The organism is Pseudomonas sp. 05L36, assembly GCF_056398125.1.
The window spans coordinates 38,625-56,561 of the sequence record NZ_JBFTOU010000008.1 but is presented as its reverse complement, the minus strand read 5'-3'; the positions used below and the strand labels follow the sequence as shown (position 1 = coordinate 56,561).

Annotated in this window: 16 protein-coding genes and 4 pseudogenes; 18 read left to right on the top strand and 2 right to left on the bottom strand. The window is 52.2% G+C overall.

Features of this window, described 5'->3' with window-relative positions; genetic code table 11:
- Positions 1-24: 24 nt before the first annotated feature.
- The 14 genes and pseudogenes from ihfB (AC1DKH_RS11155) to tnpC all read left to right on the top strand — a co-directional run.
- A pseudogene (ihfB, locus tag AC1DKH_RS11155) lies at positions 25-325 on the top strand (integration host factor subunit beta).
- Between the two features lie 453 nt (positions 326-778).
- The gene (locus AC1DKH_RS11150) at positions 779-949 is read left to right on the top strand and encodes an asparagine synthase-related protein (RefSeq protein ID WP_477756919.1); all 171 of its coding nucleotides are present in this window, start codon (positions 779-781) and stop codon (positions 947-949) included.
- Positions 931-1,247 (top strand): annotated as a pseudogene (locus tag AC1DKH_RS11145) (asparagine synthase-related protein). The gene AC1DKH_RS11150 and the pseudogene AC1DKH_RS11145 overlap by 19 nt, the downstream one beginning before the upstream one ends.
- A gap of 24 nt (positions 1,248-1,271) precedes the next feature.
- The gene (locus AC1DKH_RS11140; RefSeq protein WP_477798179.1) at positions 1,272-2,405 is read left to right on the top strand and encodes a glycosyltransferase family 4 protein; all 1,134 of its coding nucleotides are present in this window, start codon (positions 1,272-1,274) and stop codon (positions 2,403-2,405) included.
- A 3-nt stretch (positions 2,406-2,408) separates the two neighbouring features.
- Positions 2,409-3,653 (top strand): glycosyltransferase family 4 protein, encoded by a 1,245-nt coding sequence (locus AC1DKH_RS11135; RefSeq protein WP_477756752.1) that lies wholly within the window; start codon positions 2,409-2,411, stop codon positions 3,651-3,653.
- On the top strand, positions 3,650-4,507 hold the full coding sequence (locus tag AC1DKH_RS11130) for a dTDP-4-dehydrorhamnose reductase family protein (RefSeq protein WP_477798178.1): 858 nt from the start codon (positions 3,650-3,652) through the stop codon (positions 4,505-4,507). The genes AC1DKH_RS11135 and AC1DKH_RS11130 overlap by 4 nt, the downstream gene beginning before the upstream one ends.
- Positions 4,508-4,540: 33 nt before the next feature.
- Positions 4,541-5,551 carry a polysaccharide biosynthesis protein gene (locus tag AC1DKH_RS11125; RefSeq protein ID WP_414876638.1) on the top strand — a complete coding sequence of 337 codons (1,011 nt, stop codon included), beginning with the start codon at positions 4,541-4,543 and terminating at the stop codon, positions 5,549-5,551.
- Positions 5,544-6,671, top strand: coding sequence for a non-hydrolyzing UDP-N-acetylglucosamine 2-epimerase (gene wecB / locus AC1DKH_RS11120; protein ID WP_477756583.1), 1,128 nt, complete (start codon positions 5,544-5,546; stop codon positions 6,669-6,671). The genes AC1DKH_RS11125 and wecB overlap by 8 nt, the downstream gene beginning before the upstream one ends.
- A 19-nt stretch (positions 6,672-6,690) precedes the next feature.
- The gene (locus AC1DKH_RS11115) at positions 6,691-7,653 is read left to right on the top strand and encodes a UDP-glucose 4-epimerase family protein (protein WP_477764746.1); all 963 of its coding nucleotides are present in this window, start codon (positions 6,691-6,693) and stop codon (positions 7,651-7,653) included.
- Between the two features lie 64 nt (positions 7,654-7,717).
- Entirely contained in the window at positions 7,718-8,743 is a 1,026-nt protein-coding gene (locus AC1DKH_RS11110; protein WP_477759894.1) for an MraY family glycosyltransferase, read from the top strand.
- A gap of 101 nt (positions 8,744-8,844) precedes the next feature.
- Positions 8,845-10,839: a polysaccharide biosynthesis protein gene (locus AC1DKH_RS11105; protein ID WP_477764744.1), complete on the top strand. Its 1,995-nt coding sequence runs from the start codon at positions 8,845-8,847 to the stop codon at positions 10,837-10,839.
- 113 nt (positions 10,840-10,952) lie between these two features.
- On the top strand, positions 10,953-11,288 hold the full coding sequence (locus AC1DKH_RS11100; protein ID WP_477756448.1) for a ComEA family DNA-binding protein: 336 nt from the start codon (positions 10,953-10,955) through the stop codon (positions 11,286-11,288).
- A gap of 249 nt (positions 11,289-11,537) precedes the next feature.
- Positions 11,538-11,720, top strand: coding sequence for an IS66 family insertion sequence element accessory protein TnpB (gene tnpB, locus AC1DKH_RS11095; protein WP_477759892.1), 183 nt, complete (start codon positions 11,538-11,540; stop codon positions 11,718-11,720).
- Positions 11,680-12,368 (top strand): annotated as a pseudogene (gene tnpC, locus AC1DKH_RS11090) (IS66 family transposase); the annotation flags it as partial. The gene tnpB and the pseudogene tnpC, both read left to right, overlap by 41 nt.
- A gap of 199 nt (positions 12,369-12,567) precedes the next feature.
- Here tnpC and AC1DKH_RS11085 read toward each other — a convergent pair.
- Both AC1DKH_RS11085 and AC1DKH_RS11080 read right to left on the bottom strand, forming a co-directional pair.
- Complete coding sequence (locus AC1DKH_RS11085; protein ID WP_477759891.1) at positions 12,568-13,932, bottom strand: hypothetical protein; 1,365 nt, start codon at positions 13,930-13,932, stop codon at positions 12,568-12,570.
- Between the two features lie 1,302 nt (positions 13,933-15,234).
- A pseudogene (locus tag AC1DKH_RS11080) lies at positions 15,235-15,549 on the bottom strand (reverse transcriptase domain-containing protein); the annotation flags it as partial.
- Positions 15,550-15,871: 322 nt separating this feature from the next.
- On the opposite strand from AC1DKH_RS11080, the gene AC1DKH_RS11075 reads away from it, so the two are divergent.
- The 4 genes from AC1DKH_RS11075 to AC1DKH_RS11060 all read left to right on the top strand — a co-directional run bounded on the left by AC1DKH_RS11075 (position 15,872) and on the right by AC1DKH_RS11060 (position 17,393).
- A complete protein-coding gene (locus tag AC1DKH_RS11075; protein WP_477798177.1) occupies positions 15,872-16,168 on the top strand; it encodes a recombinase family protein in 297 nt (98 codons plus the stop codon).
- Between the two features lie 252 nt (positions 16,169-16,420).
- Entirely contained in the window at positions 16,421-16,699 is a 279-nt protein-coding gene (locus AC1DKH_RS11070; protein ID WP_477798176.1) for a hypothetical protein, read from the top strand.
- Positions 16,700-16,829: 130 nt separating this feature from the next.
- Positions 16,830-17,126 carry an integration host factor subunit beta gene (ihfB, locus tag AC1DKH_RS11065; RefSeq protein WP_108215432.1) on the top strand — a complete coding sequence of 99 codons (297 nt, stop codon included), beginning with the start codon at positions 16,830-16,832 and terminating at the stop codon, positions 17,124-17,126.
- 27 nt (positions 17,127-17,153) lie between these two features.
- Positions 17,154-17,393 (top strand): lipopolysaccharide assembly protein LapA domain-containing protein, encoded by a 240-nt coding sequence (locus tag AC1DKH_RS11060; RefSeq protein ID WP_477798175.1) that lies wholly within the window; start codon positions 17,154-17,156, stop codon positions 17,391-17,393.
- Positions 17,394-17,937: the final 544 nt, after the last annotated feature.

Here is a 17,937-nt window from a genome sequence, read left to right as displayed (position 1 = left end):
TGCTTGAAAAAGAAGGGGGGGGCTATGACTAAGTCGGAGTTGATCGAGCGAATTGTCACCCGTCAGGGGCTGCTCTCATCCAGGGATGTGGAGCAGGCCATCAAGACCTTGCTTGAACAAATGTCCCAGCGCCTGGCCACCGGCGATCGTATCGAGATCCGTGGGTTTGGCAGTTTCTCTCTGCGCTATCGCTCCCCGAGGGTGGGGCGCAATTCGAAAACCGGTCGGTCTCAGTCTCGATGGCAAGTTCGTTCCGCATTTCAAGCTGGGTAAGGAATTGCGTGATCGGCTGAATGAGGATGAGGAGGGTTGCAGTGACGATTAGTTGGTGAGACAGCCGCCGCTTCAAGCGATTCGTGATCACAGGGTTTGTGTTGTTTGTATCAATTCCATACCTGCTCTTCGTGCTGGAAAACCAGCAGTTTGTTGTCATCTCCTTTTTAGGTTTTTCTTCACCACAGCTTCAGTTGTCGATTTTTGGCGTTGTTTCATTCTTGGTCGGAATGATTGTGGGGGGGCGGTGTTGTGTCTGCTTATGCCTTGAGGGTCAGAAGCAGGGGCGGTAAGTTGAACATTGATTTTATTGGAGTTTGTTTCTGGTGTTCAGCAGAGGCAATGATGCGGTATCCTGCGCGCGTTCGTTGAGACGGGAATTCATTGCTGTTTGCGCTTTAGTTGTTAAGGTTTTCTGGCGTAAATGTAGTCGAAATGACAACCTGCAGACAATGTGGTATTGGGTATTGACGGTCAAGATCAGGGCGACGTCTCTTGGGAGTCGATGGACGATTACATCGAAGAAATTCGTAGGTGGGATGTTTCTCAGTACTTGCCGGATGATCTGCTCGTAAATATCGAGCGTGGTGCCATGAGCGCGAGCCTCGAAGCCCGGGCACCCTTGCTTGATCATCGAGTCGCGGAACTGGCGTTTTTTTGTCTTCAGAGCAGTTGATCAAAAGTGGCGTCGGGAAGCGGCCACTTCGCGAACTGCTTAAGAGATACGTACCTACCTCGTTCTTCGATAGACCAAAGGCGGGCTTCTCTATTCCACTGGCGCAATGGTGCGTGGACCACTGGGAGAGTGGGCAGAGGACTTGCTGGCTGAGAAGCGAATCAGGAGTGAGGGCTATTTCGATTGTCAGAAAATTCGCTCAGCGTGGCTCCAGCATCAAAACGGAACGTACGATCGTAGTCTTCATTTGTGGAATATTCTGATGTTCCAATCCTGGCTTGATAAAAATAGTCGCTAATTCAGATTGAGCAAAAGGTTTTCCATGAAGATAGTTTTCAATGCGCTCTCTGCCCGCTTGGGTGGAGGTCAGACATATCTGATTAATCCTTTTCAGTTCGTACCCTTCGAGGATCTTGATATCCTCGTGTTTGCCCCTTCGTCACTCAAGCTGCCAGATCACCCAAGGATCCGTCGCGTCGAACCTGCCTGGCCGACAGAAAATCCGCTTGTCAGAGCCTTGTGGGAAAAGTGGGTGTTACCCGGTATCTTGAAGGCTGAAAAGGCTGACCTGCTGTTTTGTCCCGGGGGGGTAGTGGGCACTCGTGCACCAGCCGGTTGCAAGGTTGCGACGATGTTTCGGAAGATGATTCCATTTGATTTGCGCGTACGAAAAAGTGTACCGTTCGGGTTGCAACGGATCAGAAATTGGTTGTTGAGCCGCATTATGCTCAAGAGCATGACTGAAGCTGATTTGACGATATTTATTTCAAATTATGCACGAGGGGGCATCGAATCGCTGGCCAAGGTTAAAAGCGCCGTTACTATCCCTCATGGAATTGGTTCTGTGTTTCGGACACACGGCAAAAGTACTGTTCGCCCGGATTTTTTACCAGGGAGCGAGTACATTTTATATGTGTCGAGATTTGACGTTTACAAGCATGATTTTCAAGTGGTCAGTGCTTACGGGAAACTACCTCAAGAGCTTCGTGAAAGGTTCCCGCTGATTCTTGTCGGGGAAACAAATCTGCCGGAAGCCGGGCGTGTAAAGACTCTGATTTCGACGCTAGGTCTGGAAGGCCAGGTCCTGCTACTTGGCGCTATTCCTTATCAGGAACTTCCTCCTCTGTATCACCACGCGTATCTGAATCTCTTTGCCTCGTCGTGCGAGAACAGTCCGAACATACTTCTTGAAGCGCTCGCTTCAGGTCGGCCAATGATGTGCTCCAATGTTATGCCCATGCCGGAGTCTGGCGCGGACGCAGCATTGTATTTTTCGCCGTTTGACTCCCAAGACATAGCAGACGTATTGACAGAAGCATTAACAAATCCGGAGTTCTTGAAAAAGCTGGCCGTTGCAGCGGTTGCACAAAGTGATAAGTTTGATTGGGAACAAACCTCAAGAAAAACGTGGTCCGAGTTGCTGGCGTTGGCCAAGTTGCGAAAAGCAGGTGTTTGATAGATGAGAGTTCTCGTGGTGTCGCAGTATTTTTGGCCGGAATCATTTATTATCAACGACCTGGTCAAAAGCTTGTCTGCTCAAGGGCATGTCGTAAAAGTTCTTACCGGCAAACCGAACTATCCGGATGGTGTTGTGTTCGACGGCTACCATGCTTCCGGATACCAGGAAGAAAGTTACGAAACGACAGTTGGCGTATGCCGTGCACCGCTTAGACCTCGCGGCTCTTCGGGCGCAAAAAACCTGATACTGAATTATTTGTCTTATATCGTAAATGGGCTGAAATTTTACCCGGCTGCTGTAAAAGGCGAACGTTACGACGCAATTTTTGTGTTTGCACCTTCCCCGATTACGTCGGTCATTCCCGCCATCTATTTGAAATGGAAACTCAAGAGTCATCTGGCTGTATGGGTTCAAGATCTCTGGCCAGAGAGTTTGAGTGCGACGGGATTCATCAGGAATAAATCGCTCTTGCGCGTGGTAGGGTGGATGGTCAGAGGCATTTACGCCTGCGTTGACACTTTACTCGTTCAGTCGAGGGCATTCCGGGAACCGGTTGCTCGCTATGCTGATCCCGGCAAGGTCGTGTATTTCCCAAATTGTTATCAGGATACTCCGCCAGGCTCCGAAGAGACCCGGATTCCTGCATCGCTGCTTGCGGAGCTCGAAAACCATTTCTGTCTCGTTTTTGCTGGCAACCTGGGGACCGCACAATCGGTCGAAACCCTGGTTGAGGTAGCAGACAGGCTTCGTCATCTATCCAATCTCCGAATTGTTCTGGTCGGCAGCGGTAGCATGCTGAGCTGGATCGAAAGCCAGAAAAAATCCCGATCATTGGACAACCTTGTCCTCGCCGGCCGGTATCCGGTAGGTGAAATGCCACATTTTTTCAGTCGTGCCACGGGATTGTTGGTGACGTTGAAGCAAGATGAGGCGTTCTCCTATACCATTCCCAGTAAAGTCCAGGCTTACCTTGCCGCGGGGAGGCCGATTGTCGCCGCGCTGGATGGCGAAGGGGCTCGGGTCATTCAAGAGGCCAATGCAGGCCTGACGAGCCCGGCGCAAGATGCCGAAGGTATGGCCAGGTGCATTGAGCAACTTTTCCACATGAGTTCGGATGAACGGGAGTCATTGGGGCAGTCGGGCAGGGCGTACTACCTCGAGCATTTCGAAATGGAGCGTCAAAGCCAGCGTCTCGTCGAAATCCTCTGTACCAGGATCAATGAATTGAAAGGTAGCTCAAAATGAAAGTACTAGTGTTAGGGGTCACCGGGATGCTGGGTAGCACGGTGTTCAGGCAATTCCATGGAAACCCATGCTATGAGGTGTGGGGCACTTTACGTAACCCAGGTGGCGCAAAACACTTTTCAGACGAAACTCGCAGTTCGTTGATCAGCAATGTCGACGTGCTGGACCAGGACTCGCTGGTTTCGGTGCTGGCACGGGTCAAGCCGGATGTCGTCATTAACTGCGTCGGCTTGATCAAGCAGCTGGCCGATGCCAAGGATCCCCTTTCAGCGCTTCCCATCAATGCCATGTTGCCGCATCGCATTGCCAAGTTGTGCGAACTGTCTGGCGCTCGCTTGATTCACATCAGTACCGACTGCGTGTTTTCCGGACGTAAAGGGCTTTACACTGAAGAGGATGTCTCCGATGCGGAGGATCTCTACGGCAAGTCCAAGTACATTGGCGAGCTTCATGCCCAGCCGAATGCAGTCACTCTCCGGACTTCAATCATCGGTCACGAACTGGGAAGCCAGTACTCGCTGGTGGATTGGTTTCTATCCCAGAACGGGTCGGTCAAGGGCTACGAAAAGGCCATTTTTTCGGGGCTTCCTACCGTGGAGCTGGCGCGTGTCATTCGTGATTATGTGATCCCGAACCCGGAGCTTAAGGGCCTTTATCATGTCTCGGTGGCACCTATTGATAAATTGTCTCTGCTGAAATTGGTGGCAGAAGTTTATGAAAAGGAAATCGATATCGTCGCTGACAGTGATCTTTCTATTAATCGTTCGCTGGACTCATCAAAATTCCAATCTGCGACCGGTTACGTTCCACCTTCATGGTTGGAATTGGTCAAATCAATGCGCGCAACGCGTTGATCATTAAATACAATCAAGTCTTGGATGGTAGTTATGTTTGATAATAAAATTTTGATGATCACGGGCGGCACAGGGTCATTTGGTCATACAGTGTTGAAGCGTTTTCTTGATACCGACGTAAAAGAAATTCGTGTATTCAGCCGCGATGAAAAAAAACAGGAAGATATGCGCATTGCCCTGTCGAACGACAAGGTGAAGTTCTATATCGGTGATGTTCGCGATCGCGATAGCCTGGATCAGGCCATGGTCGGTGTGGATTACATTTTTCACGCTGCAGCATTGAAGCAGGTGCCTTCCTGCGAGTTCTACCCTATGGAAGCCGTGCGCACTAACGTCATCGGTACCGAAAACGTTCTGAATGCCGCGATTGCTTCGGGTGTTAAGCGCGTTGTCGTGCTAAGTACCGACAAGGCTGTTTATCCAATCAATGCCATGGGTATTTCCAAGGCCATGGCTGAAAAACTGATGGTGGCCAGGTCGCGGATGATTCCGGCATCGGGACCTGTGATCTGCGCAACTCGTTACGGCAATGTCATGGCCTCGCGCGGGTCAGTGATTCCGTTGTTTATCAACCAATTGCAAAATGACGAGCCGCTGACTGTCACTGATCCGAACATGACCCGCTTTCTGATGTCGCTGGAGGACTCTGTCGACCTGGTGCTGCACGCTTTCGAGCATGCCGAGCAAGGCGATATTTTCGTTCAGAAAGCACCTGCCTCGACAGTCGCTGACCTGGCGCAAGCGCTCAAGGAGCTGTTCTCTCGTGACAATACCGTCAAGGTCATTGGCACCCGTCATGGCGAAAAACTCTACGAGTCGCTGATTTCCCGTGAAGAAATGGCCAAAGCCGAAGACATGGGGCGTTACTATCGAATCCCGGCGGACAATCGCGACCTGAACTACAAGAAATTCTTTGTTGAAGGTGAGCAGGAGATTTCCGATCTTGAAGATTACACCTCGCATAATACTGAGCGTCTCGATGTTGAAGGCGTGAAGAAAGTTCTTTTGAATCTGGAATACATTCAGGAGAAACTTGATGCTTAAGGTCATGACGCTGGTCGGCACGCGACCAGAGCTTATCAAGATGAGTCGTGTCATTGCTGAGCTGGATAAGCAGGTCAACCATGTGTTGGTCCACTCCGGCCAAAACTACGACTTCGAATTGAATCAGGTTTTTTTCGACGATCTTGAAATTCGAAAGCCCGATCACTTTCTGGGCGCCGCCGGCGATACGGCTGCCAAGACCATCGCCGAGGTGATTTCCAAGGCGGATGAAGTATTTGAAGTTGAAAAGCCGGACGCGCTTTTACTCTATGGCGATACCAATACCTGTCTTGCAGTCATTGCCGCAAAGCGCCGCAAGATTCCCGTATTCCATATGGAAGCCGGCAATCGCTGTTTTGATCAGCGAGTTCCCGAGGAACTGAATCGCAAGGTGCTCGATCACCTGAGCGATATCAATATGGTGCTGACCGAGCATGCCCGGCGTTATCTGATCGCTGAAGGGATTCGTCCTGAAACCATCATCAAGACCGGTTCGCATATGGAGGAAGTGCTCGACTACTACATGCCGAAAATTCTCACTTCCGACGTGCTGGTTCGAGAGGGGCTGGAGCAGGATAAATTCTTCATCATCAGCGCTCACCGAGAAGAAAACGTCGATACGCCGGAAAACCTCCGGGATTTGCTCAAGACACTGCGAGCCTTGGCCGACGAGTATAAGTTTCCGATCATCGTGTCCACTCACCCCCGCACCCGCAAACGTCTGGAGGCGATAGGCGAATCGTTGGATCACCCGTTGATCCGCTTTTCCAAACCATTCGGTCTGCTTGACTACATCAAGTTGCAGATGTCGGCGTTTTGCGTCCTGTCCGATAGTGGCACCATCACTGAAGAGGCCTCTCTGCTGAACTTGCCTGCCATTACCATCCGTAATGCACATGAGCGTCCGGAGGGGATGGACGAAGGGACACTCATTATGAGTGGCCTGAAAGTGGATGGCGTTCTCAATGCTGTACGTGTGGTGACCAGTCAGCATGATCGTGATCAGCGTGTCATCCCCGTGGTCAGGGATTACCAGGCGGGTCCGGTGTCCAAGCAGGTGGTTCGGGTCGTATTGAGTTACACCGACTACATCAACCGTACTGTCTGGTCGAAACCCTGAGCGGCGTCGAGGTTTGAAAATGCGTGTTTTGTTGACAGGTGCCACTGGTTTCGTAGGCCGTGCTGTACTGGGCCGGTTAGCGGCTTCTGAAGATCTGGAACCGGTGGCAGCCATTCGTGGGCATGCCTTGCCCGACTGTCCGGCGCGCGTTACAACTGTTCAAACCGCCGGGCTCGAAAGTGATGCCGATTGGTCGCAGGCGCTGGATCGGGTGGAGGTCGTCATTCACAGCGCGGCGCGTGTCCATGTGATGAATGACACCGAGTCCGATCCGCTGGTGGCGTTTCGCAAGGTGAATGTCGAAGGCACACTGAATCTTGCCCGGCAGGCGGCTGGTCAAGGGGTTCGACGTTTTGTGTTCATTAGCTCGATCAAGGTGAATGGTGAAGGTACGCCGCTCAATGAGCCCTATCTTGCTGATGCTCCACCCGCGCCAGCGGACCCCTATGGCGTATCAAAGATGGAGGCCGAGCGAGGGTTACGCGAAATCGCGATCGATTCAGGGATGGAGGTCGTGATTATTCGTCCTGTGCTCGTTTATGGCCCGGGTGTCAGGGCCAATTTCCTGAACATGATGCGCTGGCTGGACAAGGGGGTGCCGCTGCCATTCGGGGCTATCCATAATCGACGCAGTCTGGTCGCGCTCGACAATCTTGTTGATTTAATAGTGACCTGTATTCGTCACCCTGCTGCAGCGAATCAGATTTTCCTTGTCAGTGATGGGGAAGATCTGTCCACTACGCAGCTCTTGAGGCGCATGGGGCAAGCGCTGGGCAAGCCTGCACGGTTGTTGCCTGTTCCGAGTGTGCTGCTTGAGCGAGGAGCGCAGCTTTTAGGTAAGCAGGCTTTATCGCAACGGCTTTGCGGGTCGTTGCAAGTCGATATAAGCAAAACTCGAAAGCTGCTGGGCTGGACTCCTCCCGTTAGCGTCGATGAAGCTCTGGTGTCGGCTGCGAACTACTACAAGGACAGGCAGCGATAAGCTGGCTAACGGCAGTGCTGGTTCAATTGCAAAATTGATTTTGGCTGTTTCAGGAAGTTGATCTTTGAACACAATTTGGTTGTTGGCTGCTGTGGTTGGTGTTTCATTTTTGGCCACGGGTGCATTGCGCAAATATGCCTTGGCACGCAGTTTGATAGATATTCCGAATTCACGAAGTTCACATTCGGTCCCGACACCGCGTGGTGGAGGTGTGGCCATCGTCCTGAGTTTTCTGATTGCGTTACCGGCGCTTGTCTGGGTAGATGACATGGCCTGGCCCATGGCGTTGGCTCTACTTGGAGCCGGTGGGTGGATAGCAGTCATAGGTTTTCTTGACGACCACGGACACATTGCTGCCCGGTGGCGCCTGCTGGCGCATTTCGCTGGTGCCATCTGGGCATTGTTCTGGATTGGCGGCATGGCCCCGATCAATGTGTTCGGTTACGAAATAAGTCTGGGATGGTTTGGTTATGTCATCGGGGCTTTTTTTCTAGTCTGGATGCTCAATCTCTATAACTTTATGGATGGTATTGATGGTCTGGCGAGTGTCGAAGCGATTTGCACCTGTGTCGGCGCTTGTCTGGTGTATTGGATTGGCGGTCATGTGAGTCTCTCCATTGCCCCGTTTGTGCTGACAATGGCCGTACTCGGTTTCCTTGTCTGGAATTTCCCGCCAGCGCGTATTTTCATGGGCGATGCCGGGAGTGGTTTTCTAGGCATAGTGCTGGCGGTGTTGGCCCTGCATGCCGCATGGACTGCACCGGTGTTTTTGTGGGCATGGCTTATCCTGTTAGGCGTATTCATTGTTGACGCCACTTTTACCTTGCTGCGACGCCTGTTGCGTGGTGACAAGGTCTATGAGGCTCATCGCAGCCATGGATACCAGTACGCTTCACGGAAATTCCGCAGCCATCGTGTGGTCACAGTCGCAATAGCCGCTGTCAATTTGTTGTGGTTATTGCCGGTCGCTATATTGGTCGTCATGCAGTACCTGGATGGTGCGACAGGATTGATTCTTGCCTATGTGCCTTTGGTGGCGCTGGCATTCAAATTCCACGCTGGCGAGTTGGAAATCGCGAACAATGCGTGATGGTTGCTCTGGCTATCACGCAATGCCTTATCCACAAGAGATACCAAAAGCTGTAGTTGCTGTATCAATGCTGGGAGCTTCGAGAGGTGTTTAGAGGGGTTATGGATAAAATTCGGGCGCATTTATTAAGTCTGCCAAGACGACATAAGCGAATTTTGCTGGTTCTGACTGATATTTTTCTGGTCTGGTTTGCCTTGTGGATGGCGTTTGTTGTACGTCTGGGGCTGGACGAGATGGTCAACCCCCTCACTCAGCATGTTTGGCTTTTTGTCAGCGCACCTGTCGTGGCAATTCCCCTGTTCATCCGCTTTGGCATGTATCGCGCGGTGATGCGGTACTTCGGAAATGATGCGCTCATTGCCATTATCAAGGCCGTCACATTATCGTCCCTGATCCTGGGCGTCTTGCTGTACTGGTACAGCAACCATCAGAACGTCGTTCCCCGCTCGATCATATTCAACTACTGGTGGTTGAGTCTTATCATGATCGGGGGATTGCGCTTCGCCATGCGCCAGTATTTTATGGGTGATTGGTTCAGCGCGGTTCAGCATGTTCCGTTTACGAGCAGGGATGATGGCTTGCCAAAAGTCGCGATTTACGGTGCGGGGGCCGCCGGCAATCAACTCGTTACCGCCTTGCGAATGGGGAGGGTCATGCGACCTGTTGCCTTTATCGATGACGATAGCGGTATTGCCGATAGGGTTATTTCGGGGCTGCAAGTATATAAGCCTAAACATATCCAACAAATGATCGACAACACGGGCGCTCAGGAAATTCTCCTGGCCATCCCGTCATCCAACCGTGGTCGCCGCCGCGAGATTCTTGGTTTTCTCGAAGGTTTTCCTCTGCACGTTCGAAGTGTCCCGGGCTTCATGGATCTGGCCAGTGGCAGGGTCAAGGTCGACGACATCCAGGAAGTAGACATTGCCGACCTGCTCGGCCGCGATGCTGTTCCGGCTCAGGGGGATTTGCTCGAGCACTGCATCAAGGGGCAGTCCGTTCTGGTTACAGGTGCTGGAGGCTCCATTGGCGCCGAACTCTGCCGTCAGATCCTGGCACTCGGACCCACGACACTTTTGCTGTTTGAGCATAGCGAGTTCAATCTCTACAGCATCTTGTCCGAACTGGAACAGCGAATTGCACGAGAGTCATTGCCGATTCGTCTTTTGCCAATTCTTGGGTCTGTGCGCAATCAGGAAAAACTTCTGGATGTGATGAAATCCTGGCGTGTGGATACGGTGTATCACGCCGCGGCTTACAAGCACGTGCCTATGGTCGAGCATAATATTGCTGAAGGTCTGCTCAACAATGTGATCGGCACACTGAATACAGCACAGGCGGCACTTCAGGCCGGTGTCTCCAACTTTGTATTGATTTCGACTGACAAGGCCGTGAGGCCTACCAATGTAATGGGCAGTACCAAGCGTCTTGCCGAGTTGACGCTGCAGGCGCTCAGTCGAGAGATGGCACCGGTATTGTTCGGTGACACGACCAACGTTTCTCGGGTTAACAAGACGCGCTTCACAATGGTGCGGTTTGGGAACGTTCTGGGATCGTCCGGTTCGGTTATTCCGCTATTTCATAAACAGATCAAGTCGGGGGGGCCACTGACGGTCACTCACCCCAAGATTACTCGATACTTCATGACCATTCCCGAAGCCGCGCAGCTGGTTATTCAAGCGGGTTCCATGGGGCAGGGCGGGGATGTTTTCGTTTTGGACATGGGGGAGCCTGTGAGGATTGTTGAGCTCGCCGAGAAGATGATCCATTTATCTGGTTTGAGCGTCCGTTCGGAAAAAAACCCGCATGGCGACATCTCTATCGAGTTCACGGGCCTGCGTCCGGGTGAAAAACTTTATGAGGAATTATTGATCGGTGACAACGTGGCTGCCACTCAGCACCCGATGATCATGACTGCCAACGAGGATTACCTGTCCTGGGATGTGCTGAAGGTCAAGCTGAGCGAATTGCTCCGCGCCGTTGATCAAGACGATTATGCGCGTGTTCGCCAGTTGTTGCGCGACACCGTTAGTGGCTACTCCCCGGATGGTGAAATCGTCGACTGGATCTACCAGCAGCGACGCCTGGAACCCTGATTGTTTCATATTTTGCAATGTACATGTTTTTGACAGCGCCATTACATAGCCTAAGTTTGAGGAGCAGCTTCGGAAAAAGCTGCCTTCTAAAACGCCGTCATGGAGCTTCAATTATGCGTACAGGCTATTTCTACTCTCTGGTTTTTGCCCTTCTCACCAGTGTTCCCGTCGTTACTTTCGCTGCTCCAGTGACCAGTCCCGAGGTGCTCAAGACACCTCAGGTACTGGATGTGGCCGCCAAGGGGCAAGTGGGCAAAATCGATCTTAATCGTGCCGATTCAGCAACGCTGCAGCGTGAACTGTCGGGTATAGGCGAGGCCAAGGCCAAAGCGATTGTTGCATATCGTGAAAGCAATGGGCCATTTGCGTCAGTAGATGAACTGCTGGAAGTGAAGGGGATTGGTAAAGCGCTTCTGGACAGAAATCGCGAGAAGATCGAATTGAACTAAGCGTGTAATTGAACGAAAAAGGCCGATCATTGCAGGCTGTGTAAAAACCTGGCAATCTGCTGACCGGTTAAAGAAAATGCCCGTATGGCAAGATACGGGCATTTTTCTTATACGCTATATCCAAGGTGAAAAACCGCTCCTGGTGGCCTGAGCGGTTAATTCGTTGTAAGCGCTCCATGAACCCCACATTCAAAGCGCTTAGCTGATCCCGGATGCTGTGCTCCCGATTCCCTCAAGAGCCAGCCCGCCATGATGCGCCCCGATGCAAAAGTCGAAAAAGTCTATCTTTACCCCAAACCCGTGGACTTTCGAAAATCCATTGATGGCCTGGCCGCGCTGGTCGAACTGGATATCAAGGTCGCGGTATTCGACCCTGTGCTTTTCGTCTTCCTCAACAAGCCGGGCTCAGGAGGTGCCGACGCGTCTGCTTGATGGCTATCGCGGCTACGTGATGACCGATGATTATGCCGGTTACAACGCGCTGGGCGCGCAGGAGGGGGTTGAGCGTTTAGGCTGCTGGGCGCATGCACGACGCAAATTCGTCGAAGCGCAAAAAGTACAGCCCAAAGGCAAGACGGGACGTGCCGACATCGCGCTGAACCTGATCAACAAGCTTTATGGCATCGAACGCGATCTACAGGCCGGCAACGACGGCGAGCGTAAAACCGGTCGTCACGCGCACAGCCTGCCGGTGCTGGCTCAGTTGAAAAACTGGATGGAAAAGACACAGCCTCAGGTCACAGCTCAGAGCGCCCTGGGCAAAGCCATCAGTTATCTGGCCAACAACTGGAACAAACTTGCGTGGTATGTCGAGGAAGGCTACTTGCCGATTGACCACAACCCTGCCGAACGCGCCATCAGGCCCTTCGTGATCGGAAGGAAGAACTGGTTGTTCACCGACACGTCCAAAGGCGCGACGGCCAGTGCTCAACTTTACAGCCTGGTCGAGACAACCAAAGCCAACGGCCAAGAGCCCTATGCGTGGCTGCGCCAGCACTTGAGCGCCTGCCGACGGCCTCTTCGGTTGAGGATTACGAAGCTTTACTGCCCTGGAACTGCTCGCCGGTATCGCGTAGTTAAACGCGCTATCCATCTTGATGGCTGGCGGGGTTTACGGATCGCTTACGAAGTGTCACCGTGTTCATGAGAGATCCTCCGCCAAAAACGAGAAAAGCCCTGCAAGCGTAAACCTGCAGGGCTTCTCGGTCAGGCTGACCATCTCAATAAACCCGCCGTAGCGGGTCATGTTGAGATTGAAGCTGTTATGAAGTCATAACGTTTAAGTAACGCTGATTCGTTTCCTCACGTTAACTCCAGCTAATACCGGACAACAAATGAACAGCGTGAACGCGTAAGGCATCCAGACAATTGGCCGCTGATATATACTAAACAGGAACAGCGCGAAAAACAGTAATGCCCATTTCGGCAAATCAGCTCTACGCAGAAGCGCGATAGCAAGCAAAATCATAGAGCCTGCAAAAAGGATCATCCCGATGATCCCAAAGTCCGTGAATATTCTCGTTACCACTTGAGAGACTCCACCAAACGTTACGCTAGCGTCAGAGCTTACCCCGAACATAAGAGTCTTCAAACCTGAAGACCAATAGTCATTGAGCAGTTTTTGCATTTCAGGAAGCGATCTATTGTTTATGTACTGAGTCTGACGCAAGGTTGAGGCCGGTAATTCAGTGGTGTTTTTCACTACCGAAGCTTCCGATGCCTGCGTCTCTGGGAGGCTAGCAACTAGCTCCGGAGGAGAAGACAATGGTCCTGTCAAGCTAGGCGCCGATGTAGTGACTTCGACTCCAGGGCCTTTCGCATTCGTTTCTGTGTGGAAAGAATCTGGCTTGATGACTCCTGCGGCAAGCAGCCCTGCAACTACGCTCAGAGCGAGAGGCGCCAAGGTTCTGGCAGATCGGGTCAGCACCAGGCGAGCAGCAAAACCAGCGACTGTCAGCACTGCAAACGCCAAAGAAAACGAGAGCAACCCGCCTACGAAAAGTAGGATGGTGGCTGTTGACCTGATCCGGAACCTATGGGCTGCGAGCAGAAATGCTGAAACGGTACCCACCATCCCCGGCTCATCATAAACCGCACACAAACGGTAGAGCGTTCCGCCCCATGGTAGAGACGTCACGTTATTCCCAAGCAATAGCACACCGGGCACATTCAGATAATAACCCCCCGCTGCGGCCATTACAGGGTTTAGAAGCGGGCTGTGATTAAAGCTGATTTGAAGCCCGAGAATGGCGCCAATCGATACCAAAACACCTGGCAGCAAGCTCAACCCGAAGATAATCGAAAATGCTTTTATAAGTTCGGCTCTCCGACTGTCTTCGAATACGAAGAGCGCTAGCATAGTCGGCAGAACGAAATACCAACGTGTAAAGCTTCCGTCCGTTTTCGGGAGGAAGCTTATGTAGACTATAAAAATGGCCATCATGGCAAAGCCGATCATTTCACTTTTACGTGGCCTATCACCAGCGATGAACGCGAGCGCCGCAATGACGCCAGCCGTTAGTCCGGCAAGTGCAATATGCCTACTGGAGCCCCATAAAAAGTACGGATTCAAAGATATCCATGAACACAGCGCTAAAGCAGGGGCAAGCAAGAGACTGCCACGATTGACGAATGATGAATACATTCCTGATTTCCTTGAAATGCTAAGCCGATAGCCGGCAAGTGTATCGGGCACTCGGGATCTACTTGGCGCTTGCCACAATCGAGTCTCGCTTAGCTCGGGTGAGCTCCACGACGCATACCCTGTCGTAACTTTCCTGCTTGATCACCCCCACTATATCCAGAGAAGCTATCGCACAGGACATGTCAGATTGGATTTGCTGGGTCCAAGAACGCGAGCCTGCTTTGATTTGGCATCCCTCTTGATCTCTTACGGATTTTGGGACCGCATCAATCAGGTCCATATCCGGGATACTACAATCTCTCGCTTCCTGATCTGCCGTTTTCCAAGCTGCAGCTGCTTACTCTACCAAAGACGAGCCCAGCGCAGAGGAAGAAATCTAAACCAGGGCCAACCCCGCCAACGTAATCCGTTTCGGCGATGCACAGCGTATTACCTTGGCCAAAGTCATTGCCAGTCGTCCTTTAGGCGAACATATAGTCAGTAGGCCGGCATGCTATCAGCTTTGAGACTGGTCTGCGACAACACACCAGCCGTCCCTGGCATAGGATCGCTTGGGCTACTTCTCCGCTTCAGCCTTCCTGGCTGCAGCCAGAGCTACCTTTTCCGTATCGCAAGGAGGACCGACCTTATGGGTACCGTCGGCGTAGACGAGCTTCGCGCTGATCTTCCCGCTGCGCGGCCATTGTGTGTACTGAATTTTCATCCTGCGAGAGCCTCCGCTACGACCGTACCAGTAGAGGCCAAAGCCGCTTCGTTGTAGTAGGTCTGATACTTGTCGAGGTACACCACCGCGCCTGTCACCCCACTGTTCACATGATACAAACGCGCCTTGTTCATATCGTTTCCGCTCAGCACCGTCTTGGTCGTGCCGTTATCGGTAGTTATGGTGCTTGACGGCAAAACGCTGTTTGCATAGTCGCCAGAACGGTTGTCGGGATTGATAGTGTTTCGATGCAGGTAAGGCTTAAAGCAACCCGACAGATGGATGAACGGATCGTAGATGCCCGTGTAGCGGGACGAGTAACCAGGGTGCTCCAACTGATTGATCGTGATTTGAGGCTGTTCGACGTTGATCAACGCCAGCGCCCCGCCGTTGGTCGTGATGTTGTTGTCATGGATGGCCATCTGCTGAGCGCCAGACAAGCCGATCACCTCGATACCGCAGTTGCGACCGGTAATCGTGTTGTGCTGGATCGTGAGGCTGTCGCCCATGTAGGTGCCGTGGATGCCGCTGTTGATCCAGCAACGCTCCACCACGCCTGTGAAGAACCCGTCGAGATTCTTGACGTTATTGTTGAACTCCAGGCTACGCCTCAGAACATCACCGATCTCAACGTAGCCGATACTCAGCCTTGGCTGTTGATGCCAGCTCATCCCGTAGCCCAAGTAGTCACACATCCATGACCCGGCTACCCGGCTCTTTTCCCGGTTCAGCGTCAGTTTCAGACGCTGCCTCAAGAACCGCTCGACGCCGGCCATCACTCGCTCACCGGAACGACGCCTACGCACATAAATGTTCGCATCGTCGGCGTAGCGCACGAAACGATGGCCTCGCCGCTCCAATTCACGATCGAGTTCGTGGAGCAGGATGTTCGACAACAACGGCGAGATAGCGCCGGCAACAATAGAGCAAACTCTCGGATAAAATGGGGGCTGTGCATTGTCATGGAGAGTTTTGCTGCGAGGTATGCGGGATGCCCCGGCGTCGAGATTGTTCTCGTCATTGAGGTCATCGCCCCCACTGACGGGAGAATTCAGTCATGAGCCGAAAACCGCGGATCTGGCGTATTCGTGTGGCTTTTGAGCCAAATCGATTCTCTTGTGAAGAGCTCGAGAGGGTCTACGAGCAGCTAAAACCGACAGAAACGCGGACTTCCTCAGAGTTGTCGCAATCCCGGTCCCCTGTGAAAAAGCATCGTACTGCCAAGCGAGGTGAGCAATGAGCCAGGCTGTGATTCAGATGGTGGCGCTCTATGCCCGGGTATCCTCTGACCAACAGGCTAAACGCGGCACGATTGAAAGCCAGATTGCCGCGCTGATGGAGCGGATCGTGGCTGATGGCGCCCAAGTCGTTGAGGACATGCGCTTTATCGACGCTGGCGTCAGCGGCGCGACGCTGATTCGCCCACAATTGGAACGGCTCAGAGACCGCGCTGCACTTGGCTTGGTAGATCGTCTCTACGTCCTGTCCCCCCAGACCGGCTGTCACGAAAATATGCCCACCAGGCATTGCTGATGGAAGAACTATCGGCGTGCGGCGTACAGGTCGTATTCCTCAATCATGCCATCGTCGCGGCAAGCCATTAGCTACTGATGCTCCTGTGCTACCACTCGGGTTGAACAGGATATTGGTTCCCGGGGAGGATTGCAGAAACTCAAGGCGCTTCAGGTTGTCTTTTTCTTTAATCGGATCAGTCGTTTATTTGCAACTAGTCTTATGCCTGAAGGCGAACGACGGTCAGGCGAGGCGTCTGGCATAAGGATGTGAATGAAAAGGCTCATTGTCGTGATTGCCGTACTGACATTGGCGGGTTGTACGACTAATGCAAGGACCCATGCGGTACACGGGGTCAGTGGCGTCGAGATCGATTGCTCGGGGCTGGGATCGGGGTGGGAGAGGTGTCAAAAGCGAGCTGACAGGGAATGTAAGGGGGCAGGTTACAAGGTTGTGGCCAGGTCCGACGACGCCAGGGATGAAGATGAATACTTCTTTGGCTTCAATCCTGCGGGTTTATTGACACGGACCATGTTGGTTATCTGTAGGTGAGCTGGGTGCCGGGGCGCGGACGCTCATGCGGGGAGAGAATGCGGTAAATGCAATGGGCTGTTCAAAATCGTCCGGGCGTGCTAAAACCTTTGAAGCGCTGATCTAGCTGCTTGAAAAAGAAGGGAAAAATATGACGAAGTCGGAGTTGATCGAACGAATTGTCACCCATCAAGGACTGCTCTCATCAAAGGATGTGGAGCTGGCCATCAAGACCATGCTTGAGCAAATGTCCCAATGCCTGGCCACCGGCGATCGCATCGAGATCCGTGGCTTCGGCAGTTTCTCACTGCACTATCGCGCACCGCGCGTGGGGCGCAATCCGAAAACCGGTCAGTCTGTCAGCCTCGATGGCAAGTTCGTTCCGCATTTCAAGCCCGGCAAGGAGTTGCGTGATCGGGTGAATGAGGATGAGGAGGAAGTGTCGTGATAGTAAACGGAGTTTGGGTTGTTACTGATGTCTAATATTAAACGCGTAATGCTTGCGGTTTTGTTGTTGCTATTGATCTTAGTGGTCTTGGTGTTCGTCCTGGAAAACCAACAAACCATTTCGATGGTGTTTCTTGGGTGGACAGGGCCTGCATTGCCCGTGTCGGTAATTGTAGTGCTTTCACTGTTGGTAGGGATGGTGTTGGGGCCTCTATTGTTTTGGTTATTGCTTAGGATCAGGAAGCTGTCGCGGACGTCAGCCAAGTAAATTATAAAGAGATGAGCGTTCGGTTGACGGTTCAGTGATGTTTTCCGGGTATCGGTAATCCATCGTTTTCGATTTGTTATATCTGCAACTTTTTTTCAGTTCGGTAGATAGAGCGGTTTCTCAAGAATGCAGGAGAAGTGCGCCTGCTAGTCTGCCTACCTTGCTTGTCGATGGGGTATAACTTTAGTGTGGTATTTGTTGGGGTGTCTGTACTGCTCAGTCTACGGGCTCGATGGTAGAAACCAGCAGGTTGTTAAGGCTGGAAGAAGATATTGACTTTCGGCAGCGGTAGCATGCTTGAGTTGGGGCAGAAACAGTAAAAATAATCACTGTTTTGATGATTTGTTATTGTCAGTGCGATGTTCTGTGGGTTGCATGTAATAAATATTTGAGAGTTTCTCAATTTTGTTGGTTGGTTTAAGTGATGAGGAGATATCTTCTGCGCACTATGCAGTAAAGTCCAATCACATCTTACGGCCGGTTGCCCTATCATGACGGCCTTGCAAGGAGAGGGATCTGCGTAATCGTTGAGTCGGGCGCCTGA